The organism is Legionella sp. ST3F1 (genome assembly GCF_048553315.1).
Classification (GTDB): domain Bacteria; phylum Pseudomonadota; class Gammaproteobacteria; order Legionellales; family Legionellaceae; genus Tatlockia; species Tatlockia donaldsonii.
Map to the genome: position 1 here is coordinate 387,204 of NZ_JBLZIO010000001.1, position 15,221 is coordinate 402,424.

A 15,221-nucleotide genomic window follows, 5' to 3' on the forward strand; every position below is an offset into this window, starting at 1 on the left:
AAGTCTATCCTTATACTGATCACTATAGTTTAGTGGCCAATTTTTTGCCAAACCCGATCGTTTCTAATCGACAGTGCATAGAATCTCCTGACAGTTTTCACCCCCATAAAGCGCATGTGATATACTCGCGCCGCGGTAAAGGATTTCGTAAATTTTTGGAGAGCTATATGAAGCTAGCACGACTCGCTGTTTTATTGATGGCAGTAAGCGGTAGTTTAGCCGCTGAAGATGTTAAACTCGTAGGAACAATTACCAAAATAGTTAAATCAAACTCGTCTTCCCCAGTGACCATGAAAACTACTCGACGCGCAGTAGTAATACCAAAACCCCAGATAAAAAAAATTACCTTACTCAAAGTAAAACTTTCCGAACGTGCCAGGCAAAAGCTTGTCCATAAGGCACAAAATGCATTGGCTGATACCAAGCAATTGGTTCCTTCCGCCGAGGAACCTATAGCGGCTAACTACCCTATGCAGATCCAACTTGGAATGAATAATGTGCCAGTATTAAATCAGGGGGTCCATGGTACCTGCACAATGTTTGCCTGCACAGCAGCAATCGATGCTGCTTTAAACAAAGGAGATTACATTAGTCAATTATGTCAGTTACAGCTGGGTAGTTACCTGGAAAAATCAGGTTACGCTATCAGTGGCTGGGAAGGGGCCTTTGGGCGTACAGTCATGAGCCAAATAGAGATTTTTGGTATAGTGAGCAAGGAGCAACAGGCGGCTCATAGTTGTGCTGGTATGTTAGAGTATCCTCTTTATGAAAATGCTCCGGCAGAATCTACAATGAATGTTGAGGATTTTCATCAAATTAGTGAGCGTTTGGATGAAAAGAATATTGTTTGGTCGCCGATATTAGATGTTTATCAAGCCTTTACGGATCGTACTGATAGCAGGAAAACACTGAATGACGTGAAAGCCAGTCTAAGAGCCGGTGATCGATTGGTTTTGGGCGTGTTGTTAGTAGATCTTGATATAGGGACAATAGGGGCGGTAGGAACTCATAAAGCTGCACAGGACAGCTGGGTATTAACACCTGAAATTGCTCTGGATATTTTGCTGAACCCCAGTTTTGCCGGCCATCAGATGGTTATTACTGGTTATGATGATAATGCGGTGGCTGTTGATAATAGAGGGCACGAGCATCATGGCTTACTGACATTGCGTAATTCCTGGGGTGATAAAATCGGTGATCAGGGCGATTTTTATATGTCGTATGACTATTTTAAATTGCTGGTTACGGAGGTCCTGCGTATTCGCAGTGCTTCACTATAATGGTCTTCGTCATTAGCAGCCTTAAATAAGGCTGCTAGACGCTCTTCTGGCGATGGAGGTAAATTCGGTTTCAATTTCATCTGCCATGGCTTCTGTGGATGACTTGCGGGTGAGTAGTTTGCCTAAAAAGCTTTGTTGCCTTAGTTGGCTAATGACATCCTTATAAGTTGCTCTCCACTGATGGATACTCCTAAGGGCATCAGTAATATTATCATCTGAAGAAAAACCCGCTTGCTCAATATACAATTCTTTTAACGCTTTAAATTTATCCCTGGTGTTTTGTTCGTAGGGTGCTTTCGTTAAAAGCGCTTCCATTCGAGTATATATTTTGGTTAATAATGCCGTTTTTTCTTTCCCCGCTTTATAGGCGGCGGGAGGAAGAGGGAAAACGTAAAAAGGATCAGCGGGGTCGCCGCCTGTGAAAGTGGATGCTAAGGGTAGTCCCCAAAAAAAGAATCTGGAAATATTATCTCTTAACTTATTTATTCCCAAAACATAGGCAATTAATTCAATGGCTGTGTGCCTGCAGGTATTGGCTATTTTTAAATTATGAGTAGAGGCAATTAGTCTTTTTTCTTGCTCGGTGTTTTCTGGGCCAAACTCATCCTGTTGGATAATTTTACTAAATTGCAAAATACTCGTTGTCCCTACCTCTCTGGCCGGTAGATAGCATCGAATAGCTTTGGATCGTTTACCATCGTTCTCTTTCCGATGTACTAAGGCCATGAGTTTAGTGAATTGCAAGTATTGGTTGTAGCTTATCGCATAGGCTGCATAACTGATTTTTCCATAGGGATGGAGTGATTCTTTGCGTAATTCAGCTTCGGCTTGTGAAAATAATTGTTTCAGTGCCAATTTACATTGTGAACCAAAATTCTCATCATAATCTTTATCGACGGCATTCGTTTTTCCCACTCGAGCAAGAATTTTTGGCTTGCTATCTTGCATGATACCAAGCATAACAAAAGAATGAATGCCCTCTTGACACAGTGCGATAAAAAAATCACCACTCGCTTTGTCAACAGCAATTTCGCCCTCAGCCAGGGCTAGCGGGTCTCTTAATGGCTCTGCAGAGGCCTCTACAGGAGGGACTGCAGGGAGAACTGGTAAGTCTGCTAAGACATTAATTTGTAGAGCATTAGCAGGTTGCTCCGTATTTCTACCCGGGGTAGACATTATGAGACCTCTGAATACTATAATGGGGTCGATTATAAAGACAGCCCATTAATAAATCAAAATGTCTCTCATAAGCCCTATGTGCTTTGCCTGTAAAATTAGCTCAGTCGTCGCGAAGACGAAGATGCAAGCTTTAAGTCTAGATAAGCAAGTAGGCAAATTTTAGTTGGTTTAACTTAACGAGCGAATTGCTCTTTGCTGTAAGCGACTCGTGCGGCAACAGACTCTTGTCCTTCTGCTGCACGAGCTTCAATTTGTCTGTAGCGTTTAAGGCCGCCTTCGCGGTTGGCGATTTGAATGTTTAAGCCGGGGCGAGCGTTGAGTTCCAGCATAAGCGGCCCATGTTCTTTGTCAAGGACAATGTCAACACCTAAATAACCCAAGCCAGTTAACTCATAGCAGCTGGCAGCAATTTCTAAAATCTTGTCCCAATAAGGTACCGTAATATCAACGATGGGGGCCAGGGTGTCGGGGTGGAAGTCAATCGCGTCATTGTGAAATACACCGCCCAGCGTTTTGCCTGTGGCCAAATTAATACCTACTCCGATGGCACCCTGGTGCAGATTCGCTTTACCGCCTGATAAACGAGTAGGCAAACGCGCCATGGCCATGGCTGGATAACCTACCAGGGTAATGATACGAATATCAGGGATCCCTTCGTAACTCACTTCTTTAAAGACAGGATCAACAACGACACGATGTTCTATAATGGCGTAATCACTGTGGCCGCCTAAACTATAGGCGCCCGATAATAAGCAGGATAAGTGATAACTCATTTCCTGCACGGTAGTTAATTTGCCATTAATTTGGCGATATCGTCCAAAAACGCGATCAGTCACCACCAGGATGCCATCGCCTCCTGCACCATGCGCTGGTTTAATGACAAAATCTTTATAGGGTTGCAAAATTTGCTCAAGATTCTTTATTTGATGTTCGCTTTCAATCGTTTCATATAAGCGAGGCACTGCTATTCCGGCTTGCATTGCCAGTCGCTTGGTTTGCAATTTATCATCGACCAGGGGATAGCGTTTGCGTTCATTGTATTTGAGAACGTAATCACTATTTCGTTGGTTGATACTCAGGATGCCGCGCTGGGATAAGCGGCGGTACAAATTCCACATTAGTGTTCCCCGCCAAGTACTTTAAAGCGAAACAATTCCGTAACTCGGTACCCGCGGTATTGGCCAAACCATAAAATCAACGCCAGAAGAACCAGTAATAATTCAGGGAAAGCAAAAATTAAATACTGCATGGGGGGGTAATTCATTGCACCAAAAGCAATCACCGCTGCAATAAGGCTGCCTACCCCTGATTTAATTGCATCGGAGGCTCCGCGCTCATCCCAGGTTATACACATGCGTTCAATGGTCATGGTGAGAATAACCATTGGGAATAAAGCCACGGATAAACCAGAATCCAAACCTAAATTTTGGCATACCACCGAGATAAAAATCATGAGCAAAATAACAACAGTAAGAATAGCGGCTAATCTTGGGACCAAAAGGAGACGGAGTTGATCGAGGTAAAACCGTGCCAGTAAGCCAAATGAAACAATAATAGTAAAAAGAGTGATTCCCCAAACCACGTGTGTTTCACGAAACGCGAGCGCAATCAATACGGGCATGAAGGTTCCGAACGTTTTCAAACCCACAAAGTTACGCAGTAACAAAATGATAAAAGCGCCAATGGGTACCGTAAGTAAAATCTTATAGGTTTCCTGGACATTAACGGGTAATTGCAACAGGGAGAAACGGAGTAGCTGCGAATCAGTTTGCAGGCCGCGTGCCTTGGCAATGGTTAAAGCATTAATAGGAGTAGGAGAAACCGTCAAACTAAAGATTGGTTTTTTACCGCCAACCACTTCAAAGAGTGGATCAAAGCCATACTGCCAGACAAGGAAATTTTTGGGAAAACCAGCCCCACCTGTGCGAGGGTTGATGTAAACCCAATCTTTTCCATTGTAAACCACCATAAACAACTTAAAGTCAGCTTTATTTTGTTGATTCAAATAAATGCCTTTGACTGGCATGGCATAGATTCGGGCCTGATTTAAGATGGTAATCGCAGCTTTTATAACGTTTTCATCATTAAATTCATTGCCCACCAATAATCTTGCATTACCGTCTTTCTTATTTAATTCCTTAATGGTTCCTTGAGCAAAGGTTTGAATGTCAGCAGAGGATTGACGTACTTGATTGGTAATGGTGTCAACGGCCGACTTCTGGTTTTCAAGAAGCGGTTGCGCTTTTACTATAGGTGGTTTGCCTAATGAAGTCTCATTGTTATCTATTTCGCGAAAGATAGCGCGATAGTAAAGAGATTGTGCCCCGCTACTACGTCTGAGCGACCATACTGTTTGACGGTTATAACCATTCAGATTCGTCGTTACCCCATAATTATGGGAAACGAAATATTCATCCAGAATCGCAAAATAGGGAGGCATATAGGGAATGGTAAAGCTTGCCTTAACCGGTGTATTACGTTCCGCTGTGAAACGCAAATTGGCTTCCACCATCCAACTATTCACTGTTTCTGTATCAGTTAAAGGAACATCCAAGACAAGATGACGGTAAAAGAACAGCCCTATTCCTACTAAAAAGAGGGTGATGATTAAGCCATAAACATGGCGTTTATTTGACTTCATTTTTTTCTACTTTCTCGGTTCTCATCATAAAGGCATGACTTGGGTCAACCAGTCCATTAAAAGCAATAATTGCGTCTCTACCAAGAAGTAGTGGGTAATTAAAGCGTTTGCGATTGGTTAAATTAACAGGTATCGCACGAATTTTTTCACCAATTTTAACATTTATCAAAACGATCGGCCGCTTGATTGGCTCTGCGGCTAAATTTTCCCCAGCACGCACTTTTATTCTAACTTTACCCAGGTATTCGCAGGTAAATTCGACTTCACCCTCTTTGCCGGGAACTTTAAAGCGCAAATAGGGTTTGCCGTTTTTTTCTACTTCATGAATATCAATAGCGCTAAGGGAAGCAGATTTCGCTCCGGTATCTAATTTGGCTGATAAAGTCATGTTTTTATCGATCAGAGTCGCTTTTTCAACATAGCCATAAATCTTTTTTTCATCTGCTGCCATGGAGCATCCCGCTAAGATTGATAAAACTAGAACAAATAAATTACGCCAACGCATTAAAAAAACCTTTAAATAATCGTGAAAAATACCCGCAATACTAGCAGATTTGTGGGCTTACGCCCAGAGCTAGATCGTGCAAATGCAGAGCAAGTAGTAGTATACGGATTTTTGCTCGGAAATCTACCATGATGTGCAGTATAGATTCTTTCTTGGGTCGTTAAAAATAAGCTGTCTATTAATTTGGGTAAGACTCCTCAAGGCCCAGTAATCTTCTGGACACAATAAGTCGGTTTGAGACAACCATTAAGCGTTAAAATATCTTTGATAGGCGTTTTAACCACCTCATCAATTCAGCCTATATAGATGAACTTATTTCTAAATTAACCTCCTGGAACAGCATGAAATTATCCTTAATAAAGACGGTATCGAAAGGCAATTATTCTTTTAATCCCTTAAGCAAAAAACTGGATTTTAAAATCACCGCATCAATATAAACCTTAGGACTTAGTTGAAGAAGATAATGAATGGTTTCAATGATATCCTGGCAGAGAATTTTTTCTTCATCTGGGAAATCAGGCATCGTTTTAGTCATATCGGTGTCAATAACGCTGGGGCAAATGGCTGTGACTCTAATGTTGTCTTGACATAACTCAAGACTTAGGGATTGGCTATAACCTACTACACCATACTTGGTCATGCAATAAGCACCTGAACGTGCGACAGGCCGCTTGCCTGCGTAGGATGCCATGTTAAAAATATAGCCTGATTGTTGTTTTTTCATGTAAGGAACAAGGGTATGTACCATATTATAAACGCCACGCAGATTGACATCGATCATGGCATTAAATTCATCGGGTTCGATTGCACTACCACCAAGGGACCAACAGCCGGCGTTATTAAATAAAACATCGATAGTTGGATAGTGTGAGGCAAGGTGCTTACTGCATTTGGAAACGGCGTCATAGTCGCTTACATCGAGAGCAAATACGCTGGTCTTGATAGCAAATTTGTCAGTTAATTCATTACTGACTTTAGTCAATAACGCTTTATTTCTGGCAATTAAAGCCAAATCAAAACCTTGTTCGGCAAAATAATAGGCGGCATGTTTCCCGATGCCTCTGCTTGCGCCAGTAACGATTGCTAATTTATTCATAGAATTAATCAATGAGGAAAGGCAGAATGGTCAAGCTACTCGATTACAAGAATTTGTGCAAGATTGTTAGTCATTATGAAGACAAACAGGTAAATTTAGTTGCATAATTTGCCATGAGGTCTCATGGTCGATAATCGTCGCTGCCCCTTTCTTAGCGGTATGTGCTATATAGACTATAACAAGATTAATTTTTTTAGCTTTTTCAGGACTTATCCCTATTAAGTTACTGGCAAACTAAACCCTGGTTGTGAAAGCCTGAAAGTAACTGGACAGCAGTAATCATGAATACCATAGAATTGTTAGATGTTTCACTGAGAGATGGGGGGCATAGAACTAACTTTCATTTTAAAAAAAATGAGCTGCAAGCCATTTTAACATCCCTCGATAACTCCGGTATTGAGTATATTGAAATTGGTTACCGCAATGGATCGATTGCTCCTATTGAGAATATTGGTCAAGCAGGGTTATGTGGAAAGGATTATCTTCTTTTTTGTACTTCCCTGCTAAAAAAAGCAAAAACTGCCGTAATGGCGCACCCTAAGAATGTAACGGCAGACGATATTAAGGAATTAAGGGACTGTGGTGTCCAATTACTCCGAATTTGTGTTGTCAAAGGGGATGTGGAAGAGGCTTGTCCAATCATTGATATGGGAAAACAATATGGTTTAGCAACCTCAGTCAATTTTATTCATACCTCACATTATAAAGAAAATGAGTTGGATGAAGTCGTAGCGAGAGTTAATCCACACAAGCCAGATATGATTTATTTCGCTGATTCAAATGGGAGTCTATTGCCTGCAAGAGTTGACCAGATTTACCGTAAATACAGCGGGGAATATTCGATTCCTTTGGGTTTTCATGCCCATGATAATTTAGGATTGGCCCAGGTTAATACGTTGGCAGCAATCAATGCTGGAGCACACTATATCGATGCGTCACTTGCTGGTATGGGCAAGGGTATAGGCAACTTAAGAACCGAGTTTTTTACGGCGTATCTACATGCCATCAATATTAAAAAATACCGATTGGCTCCTGTTTTAATGGCAGCAAATTATGTGCGTAAGGTTCTGGGGATCGGTAGTGAAGAGATTGAAATGGACGAATTCATTCGTGGCATTTCTGATTTTTCAACGGCAGAAATGAAGAAATTTAAAGAAACTACCGATACGCTGAATTTATTGTAGTCGGGGAAAACAGGCTGGTAAATAAACATTTCCTGTCAAATCAATCGCTATTTTTATATGCTCTGCTAGCTTAATCTAAATTTGGGATTAATATGAGAAAAAAAATATTAACTATTGCTCCGGTTATGCCCCAGCAATCTGATATTGAATCTATTGCCAGTACGCTTTCCTTTTTAGAGGTAGTGTACCAGATCGATTTTATCGACCCATTAGCAATCAACGAGACGTTTTCTGTCACTACTTCCAATGAAGTTTATTATCAGCTTTGGCAAGATCATCTCAAAAAATGGTTAGCAAATTATGATGCATTCTTTGGGTTCTCTTTTGGCGGGGTTATTTTGCAGCAATGTTTTCCCTTATTTGCTAACAGCAAAAAACCCATTATTTTATTTTCTACCCCGACTTTTGCTGATAAGGCACTGCAAAAAAAACTGGGTGATGTTATTGCGCTTTGTAAAGCAAATCGAGTAAATGATGCTCTGATTTCTTTATATAAAGACGTTTTTTCCCCCTATGAGGCCCCTTTGCAAGTTCTTCCAGAAAACAGGGCGATGAATGCAGCTAATCGGTTGATTTTCGGTTTGCAACGTGTTTTAGATACCGATGCAACCGCAATTTTAGAACAAACGACGGTTGATCATTTACATTTGATAGGTGAATGCTCAGCGTTAGTCAATAAGGAAAATGTTTTGGCTCCAAGAATAGGTGATTTATGCATTGTGCCACAGGCAGGAATGCGTGTTTTACAGGACAATCCCTCTTATTGCAAAAAACTAATCTTGGAGAGATTAAATAGTGAAACCTAAGAATGTACTCAAGATAGCAGTGTTACCAGGTGATGGAATAGGTGTTGAGGTTATTGAGGCAGCAATACCTGTCTTTACAGCCCTTCAGATCCCGGTGGAATTAAATTTTGGTGAAATTGGGTGGTCCTTTTGGCAACAAGAAGGGAATCCCCTTCCTGAAAGGACATGGAAACTAATTAACCAGTCAGATACCACCCTGCTTGGGGCGATTACCAGCAAACCAAAACGGGAGGCTCTACAAGAACTAGCCCCGGAGTTTAAGCAGGCTAATCTCAATTATGTATCTCCAATTATCCAATTAAGGCAAAAACTGGATCTTTTCGCGAATGTTAGACCTTGTTTTAATATTAAGAGGGATGTAAAGGATTTTAATTTTTGTATTATTCGTGAGAATACGGAAGGCTTGTATTCTGGTTTTGACTATTATCCGTTGCCTACCCAATTGCATAGTCTCTTGGATGAAAATAAACATTGGCAAAAAATTGCAAAAAATGAAATTAGCTGTACGTTGCGTTTACAGACCAAGGTAGGATTAATACGTTTGTTTGAGTTTGCCTTCAAATACGCAAATGAGCAAGGGATCAAACGAGTAACCTTTGCGGATAAACCCAATGTTCTACGCCAGAGCAGTGATTTTGCCCGCGAACTTTTCGAGGCGGTATCCAGCCAGTATTCAGACATTACAGCCGACATTTTAAATATCGATGCAATGGCTTTATGGCTGGTGAGACGGCCAGAAGAATTTGGCGTTATTGTTGCAGAAAATATGTTTGGTGATATTTTATCTGATTTAGGGGCCGGTGTAATGGGCGGTCTTGGTTTTGCGCCAAGTGCGAATATTGGTATCAAAGGTTGTTATTTTGAACCAGTACATGGTAGTGGGCCCCGCATCGGGAGCAACCGGGCAAATCCGAGTGCAATGTTTTTAACGATTGGTTTGTTATTGAATCACTTTGGTTACACGGAAGCCGCAGAAAAGATTAAGCAGGCCGTTGCAGCCATTGTGCGGCAAGGTAAATTTGTAACGTATGATGCAGGTGGTCATGCCACTACCCAGGAGATGGCACAGGCTATTATTGAGCACTGCTTAAACCAAGCCCAAGAAACTGACATGCCAAAGAAAGAACAAGCTCCCCGTATTCGAGCAGTAGAGCGAAAGCAACAGATCGAGGCATTGAAGAGGTTTAACTCTGCCGAAATTGCGGATGCACTTGATGCTTGTGGTGTGGAGGGGGCTATAACCAATCTTAAACCGTTATCCCCGGGCGTGAAGGTAATAGGTCCTGCTTATACCATTAAATATCTACCTTACGAGCAGCAGCCAGATGCATTTAAGGGGGCAGCAAATTATATCGATGCGGTTCCTGCTCAATCAGTCATTGTTATTGATAATCAGGGACGAAATGATTGTACCACCTGGGGGGAGATTTTAACCCAGGTTGCCCTAAAAAAATCCATTAGTGGGACTATAGTGAATGGTGCCGTCAGAGATGTGAAGTTTATTCGCGATGCCAGCTATCCGGTATTTTCTACGGGTTACTTTATGCGCTCGGGTAAAAATCGTGTATACATGGCAGATGAACAATGCCCGTTGAACATTAACGGCATCGCAATCAAGCCCGACGATATTATTTTTGCTGATGATAATGGTGTTTTGGTTATCCCTGCTTATTTAGTGACAGAAATCATTGAGAAAGCTCACAATATAAAAATTACGGAACAACGAATTAATGCGGCCGTTCAAAGAGGAGTCAGCCTGGAGCAGGCACGTAAGGATTATCGTTATGATCAACCTTGGCTAAAACATAGTGATGAGTAAACTTTTGCAGAAGTTGGCAGATTACCAGTTTATAGATATTCATTATCATGCTGAGCCCGATCTTTATCAGCGGCGTTTAACTGCGCTTGAGGCAGGAAAAATTTACCAGTCTTTACAAGGAATTGTGGTCTTAAAGAGTCATTTGGGGGCTACGAGCGTTCAAGCAACCCTGGCACAAAGACAAGGATTACCAGTTCTACCCTCTTTAGTTTTAAATCATATTGCCGGGGGGATAGATTATCGCGTTATTCTGAGGGCTCTGGCAGAGTATCAACCGTTGATACCTGCTAAAATGATCGTGCATTTTCCCACAATTACAGGCCGCAAATTTCAATCGAAATTACCTCGGCAATTGGTTCATCCGGCTTTAAGTGAGCAGTGTTTTGTTGGAGAAACAGTCTTTGATGAGAGAAAACGCCTCAGGCGAAAAGTCATCGACGTTTTGAAAATGACACGGGATTATCCCCTTGTTTTATCGACAGGTCATGCTTCCAAGGACGAAACCTACGCTTTGCTTGATGCTTGCGTCAGGTATAGGGTTCCTGCGTTATTACTAAATCAGCCTGCCCACCCCTTAACGGCTTTAATTGCTGAAGAATTACAAGAAATTAGTCAACATGATTTTGTTTGGATTGAACAAACGGTACTTACTTATTTACTGGGTCATCAGGATAGCGATGATCTGGCAAAGGTTTTACGCCAGGTACCGCGGGTTATTTATAGTTCTGATCTTGGACAAACCAGTCAAATGGATATTACTGACTGGATTAATTATTCGGCAAATCTTTTTGCTGAATTGGGGTTATCAAGCGAGCGAAAAGAGGCTCTGTGTCGTACTAATGCGTTGGCTTTACTAAGTTTATGACAATTAGGGGTTGTTGACAGCGCTTTTGACTCAAGCTGGCGAAATGCCAACAGACTCTGGTTAACTAACCTTGGTGTAGCGATATAAAAAACAGGATCTATTTTTTATATCGAATTCACATTAATTCGCAAATAGTTCGTTTAAAAATAACTCCATACTGATCCAGGAACGGCGATCGGCGGTTTCATTATAATGGAGACCCATCTCATCGTCGTTCGCTTCTGGATTAGTGAAGGAGTGGGCAGTAAGGCCATACATATGGATTTGCCAATCGGCTTTTCTTGTTGTCATTTCCTGAGCAAATTGATTGACTTGTTCAGGTAAAACCAGAGGGTCGTCATAGCCATGTAAAACCAGAATTTTGGCTTTAAGTTTTTTCCGCTCCTCCTCTTCTTCTGGTGCGGTGAGTATCCCATGAAAGCTAACGACTCCTTTTACATCAGCGCCAGTACGAGCCAGGTCCAATGCGCATAAACCACCAAAACAATAGCCTATTACTGCGATTTTTGTCTTATCCACCTGGGGTAATTGGGTCGCTGTAGTGAAAGCCGCAAGGATACGGGCAGCCAATTTTTTGCGATTTTGTACAAGTGGTGTCATTAATGCTCTTTTTTCTATCTTGTCCTGACCCAATTGTGCTTGGCCATACATATCGATAGCAAAGCCAATAAAACCCATTGTGGCTAATTTTTGGGCTTTATTGCAGGCATCTTCATTACGCCCTCCCCAATCATGGGCAACCATCACACAAGGTTTTGGATTTGTGAGGTTATTATCATAGGCGATGAAACCACGACAAATGGTTGCGTGATCTTGATAGGTAATTTCCCTGCTTAGAATCATATTAACTTAGTTGGGTCTGAAAAAATTGCCTAACTGTAATAGAAAAAACGATTGATATACAAGTATCTGCTCCGGTAACCGGCCAATTGTTTGGCGCTCGGGCTGTTTTATTTTTTTGCTGCCAGGGTTGGTTGATTCTCTGTGCCTTAATTTCAAGCAAAAATGAAAATTTAAGTTGTTATTTAGCAGTTAATTACGTAGAATTCTGTCATCTTAGCCGTTATCCATGGTTAATCATGACGCGCGAGGCTATTTTCGGTTGTTCAGCAAACAAGTTCCATTTTTTATGGATCTTAGCCCATGAGTAATAAACGCCCAGTAGAGTTAGCAGCTCGACTGCACAACGCAGGCGCTGTCTATGTTTTTTATGGGGCCATAGATGGCTTGAGCCTCTCCTACAGCATGATCAAATATCTTTTTGATCTTCTTTTTACTACCGGTGAGATTTCCTCTGCAGACGCGATGCGTGACTGGATGATGTCGCAAGAAGGGATGGAGGCAGTTGCGGCAACCTCAGTAAGTCTCGTTGTGTTTTCCATGCTGGCTAATCACTTCAGCGATAACGATGCCAATTTATTTAAGCGCTATATAGCGGTAGTGTGGCCTTATGGCCGTGATGCCATGAAAGGGCTAAAAAATGCTTACAAAGGGGTGCGTAGCACTCTTATGGTCTTTGAGCTATTAAATTTAACCCAGGATTTGAGCCATCTTATCGTTCCTGTCGGCCTGTTATTAGGCGGTTTGTCAGTACTTAACCGCTTGTGGTTCCGCATGCTGGTCGGTCAAGACCGTAAAGACATGACGAAAGCGAATACCACATTAGCTTCGGCGATCCAGAAAGGTCCCGGATTATCTGAAGAGGGGATGGCTGCCGAACGCAAGAAAATAAACAAGCACTCTGAGCGGGTGCGGACAATGGCTTTACTCTCAGCCGGTTATGGCGGCATTGTTGACGGCCTTTATCTCTATGTTGGTGTTTTGGGTATTTGTAGCTTGGCGCCTGCTGTGCTGGAAGCGATGAGCGTATTTTGTGCGATCTATTTTCTAGCTTGTGTAGCAACACGTATTTATGAAGAATATTATTTTCAACAGTTACTCTCTATCTCCGAGCTAAGGGTTGAGTTGGCCATACAAGGTAAAGGGATAGAATCGTTAGTGAGCCAGCTTGCGTCTTTAAACACAGACATTTCCAAAGCAAGGGAAGAGGAAGTTGCAGATCTTGTCTTGCGACGAAAGAAACTTGCTGAGGGTATTACTGCAGCGGTGGAAAAGTTTAGAAATCAGCGTGAGGAACTTCGTTCTTTATCTTCTTTATCCTATCCCGCTGCCGTTTTAGCCGGATTAAGAAATGGTCTGGCAGCTTATGGTGCGCTTGCCAGCGCCATGTTTGCTGTATCAACGTTGCTTGTTTTATCCTCAACGGCTTTTCCGCCAAATTTACTGGTTACTTGCATCCTATTGGGCATGATTTGTCTTGCGGGTTTTGTAGCACAGTCGCTAGAGGTTGCCCGTAACCATTATGCTATAAAGCAAGAAGAGAAGCTCTTTGACGACAAGCTTCTCGATATATCGAAAATATTGAGTCAATTCAAAGAGGAAAACAACCGTCTTTGCGACGTAGGAAATTTAGACAGGGTTCAGCAAGTTGTTGCGGATGGGCAGAAAGTGGAAGGTCTGCCTCAGTCTTTGATTCTGGCATTGTTTGAGGTTGGACGCTCCTTTTTTTCTGGTATAGGTAAAGGGACTAAGGCAATAGGATTTGCTCTCTATGCGTTACAAGAAGTAGATGAGCAAGGCCGTTATCATGATACGCCAATCATGATGGGCTTAATGATGGTTAGTGCTATTGCCCATGCCCTAATACTGGCTCTTCGAGCTTTTGCGCGCGGGTTAGGTCGCCCGCCGGTCGATGCTGATCCTGAGGAGCAAGCAACGCCAAAGGATTCCGCTATGGCTGATCAACAGAAACTTGATGTTGGTAGTGAGCCTCTTGATAAAATTAAAACCGCTGTGGCTGATGGAAAATCAGAGTTGCCTGATGCGGGTAGCGGGCATCGTCATAGAATGTCAATATTCGGCCATAATTATGCCAATGTAAGAAGGAGTATGACTTTCTTCTCTGCTTCTGCCCCTGACCTGCTGGCTACCGATCTAACGGCGACGGTTCCTAATGCTGATTTATCCTCAAATAAGGTTTTGGCTCCTGAAGTGCCCCCTCGTACAACTACCCAGCTTCCCCGCCTTATACGCGCAAAAAGTTATTCCAGTTTCTTCTTCGAAGAGCACCCGGCTAGCGATAATGTGCCTCTTCGTGCCTCTGATGATTTAATCCTGCCGTCACCTTACCGTACTATGTAAAGCTCAGGATTTAATGCAGGGTCGTTATACATTTTAAATTGATGGTATACTCTAAACGTTCGTAGTTTGCCGTTTATTTCTTTTAGCAGCTGCTGTAAACAGTTAATCAGTTGTTTTTGCTGTTCAATAATGGTTTCCCATTTGCGTTGGCAATTTTGACGATGAGTATCATCAACATCCATGCGTTTGCTTTGTAAAGCCATGTGGTAAGCTTTAAGTGCGAGAATAGATAGGCGGTCGATCATCATGCCTGGTGTTTCAGAATGCACAGGACACTCCGTGGGACTGGCGGGTTGTAAGGCAGTAAATAACCATTCATCCATCGCTTCCATACGATTATTGCGTTGTTGATTAAAATGATCAATTTCTCGTTTGGCACGATAAACAAATTCATAGCCTGCATCATCGCGTCTGGCTTTATCTTCTGCCAGCCACAACTGGTAATTGAAGGCGTGATTTTCTTCTACCAGACGTAAAAAACCGTGTTGAGTCAAGACAACACCACTTGCTTTCCAACGTACAATGCTATCTTGCTGTAGGGTGGCAATTTCAGTAACCTGGATTAAATTGCTCATGACACACTCCGCCAGAGGTAATTCAAAAAGAGGGTATATTAACATGCATTTAAAAGGAGTGCTTGTCTGT

At 42.1% G+C, this 15,221-nt stretch carries 13 protein-coding genes; 6 read left to right on the forward strand and 7 right to left on the reverse strand.

The window, feature by feature from the left end; all coding sequences use genetic code 11:
* The first annotated feature begins 167 nt into the window (after positions 1 to 167).
* A complete protein-coding gene (locus tag ACN4Z1_RS01810; RefSeq protein ID WP_228363495.1) occupies positions 168 to 1,280 on the forward strand; it encodes a C1 family peptidase in 1,113 nt (370 codons plus the stop codon).
* Positions 1,281 to 1,301: 21 nt separating this feature from the next.
* On the opposite strand, the gene ACN4Z1_RS01815 is transcribed toward ACN4Z1_RS01810, so the two are convergent.
* The 5 genes from ACN4Z1_RS01815 to ACN4Z1_RS01835 all read right to left on the reverse strand — a co-directional run bounded on the left by ACN4Z1_RS01815 (position 1,302) and on the right by ACN4Z1_RS01835 (position 6,701).
* Entirely contained in the window at positions 1,302 to 2,456 is a 1,155-nt protein-coding gene (locus ACN4Z1_RS01815; RefSeq protein WP_228363494.1) for a hypothetical protein, read from the reverse strand.
* 176 nt (positions 2,457 to 2,632) lie between these two features.
* Positions 2,633 to 3,577 (reverse strand): alpha-L-glutamate ligase-like protein, encoded by a 945-nt coding sequence (locus ACN4Z1_RS01820; protein ID WP_228363493.1) that lies wholly within the window; start codon positions 3,575 to 3,577, stop codon positions 2,633 to 2,635.
* Entirely contained in the window at positions 3,577 to 5,100 is a 1,524-nt protein-coding gene (locus tag ACN4Z1_RS01825; RefSeq protein WP_115222556.1) for an inactive transglutaminase family protein, read from the reverse strand. Before ACN4Z1_RS01825 ends, ACN4Z1_RS01820 begins: the two co-directional genes overlap by 1 nt.
* Positions 5,087 to 5,605: an ATP-dependent zinc protease gene (locus tag ACN4Z1_RS01830; protein ID WP_181879429.1), complete on the reverse strand. Its 519-nt coding sequence runs from the start codon at positions 5,603 to 5,605 to the stop codon at positions 5,087 to 5,089. The genes ACN4Z1_RS01825 and ACN4Z1_RS01830 overlap by 14 nt, the downstream gene beginning before the upstream one ends.
* A 379-nt stretch (positions 5,606 to 5,984) precedes the next feature.
* Entirely contained in the window at positions 5,985 to 6,701 is a 717-nt protein-coding gene (locus tag ACN4Z1_RS01835; RefSeq protein ID WP_419387979.1) for an SDR family oxidoreductase, read from the reverse strand.
* Positions 6,702 to 6,982: 281 nt separating this feature from the next.
* On the opposite strand from ACN4Z1_RS01835, the gene ACN4Z1_RS01840 reads away from it, so the two are divergent.
* From ACN4Z1_RS01840 to ACN4Z1_RS01855, 4 genes are all read left to right on the forward strand, one after another.
* A complete protein-coding gene (locus ACN4Z1_RS01840) occupies positions 6,983 to 7,885 on the forward strand; it encodes a 4-hydroxy-2-oxovalerate aldolase (protein WP_228363491.1) in 903 nt (300 codons plus the stop codon).
* 92 nt (positions 7,886 to 7,977) lie between these two features.
* A complete protein-coding gene (locus ACN4Z1_RS01845; RefSeq protein ID WP_228363490.1) occupies positions 7,978 to 8,691 on the forward strand; it encodes a hypothetical protein in 714 nt (237 codons plus the stop codon).
* On the forward strand, positions 8,681 to 10,510 hold the full coding sequence (locus tag ACN4Z1_RS01850) for an isocitrate/isopropylmalate family dehydrogenase (protein ID WP_228363489.1): 1,830 nt from the start codon (positions 8,681 to 8,683) through the stop codon (positions 10,508 to 10,510). The genes ACN4Z1_RS01845 and ACN4Z1_RS01850 overlap by 11 nt, the downstream gene beginning before the upstream one ends.
* Positions 10,503 to 11,375, forward strand: a complete 873-nt coding sequence (locus tag ACN4Z1_RS01855) for a DUF6282 family protein (RefSeq protein ID WP_228363488.1) — start codon at positions 10,503 to 10,505, stop codon at positions 11,373 to 11,375. The genes ACN4Z1_RS01850 and ACN4Z1_RS01855 overlap by 8 nt, the downstream gene beginning before the upstream one ends.
* Before the next feature lie 120 nt (positions 11,376 to 11,495).
* Here ACN4Z1_RS01855 and ACN4Z1_RS01860 read toward each other — a convergent pair whose 3' ends face one another.
* Entirely contained in the window at positions 11,496 to 12,218 is a 723-nt protein-coding gene (locus ACN4Z1_RS01860) for a dienelactone hydrolase family protein (protein WP_419387980.1), read from the reverse strand.
* A 300-nt stretch (positions 12,219 to 12,518) separates the two neighbouring features.
* Between ACN4Z1_RS01860 and ACN4Z1_RS01865 the strand changes: the two genes are divergently transcribed.
* Positions 12,519 to 14,576, forward strand: coding sequence for a hypothetical protein (locus ACN4Z1_RS01865; RefSeq protein WP_228363486.1), 2,058 nt, complete (start codon positions 12,519 to 12,521; stop codon positions 14,574 to 14,576).
* On the opposite strand, the gene ACN4Z1_RS01870 is transcribed toward ACN4Z1_RS01865, so the two are convergent.
* Entirely contained in the window at positions 14,561 to 15,151 is a 591-nt protein-coding gene (locus ACN4Z1_RS01870; RefSeq protein WP_228363485.1) for a DUF4254 domain-containing protein, read from the reverse strand. The two genes, ACN4Z1_RS01865 and ACN4Z1_RS01870, sit on opposite strands and share 16 nt — an antisense overlap.
* Positions 15,152 to 15,221 lie beyond the last annotated feature (70 nt).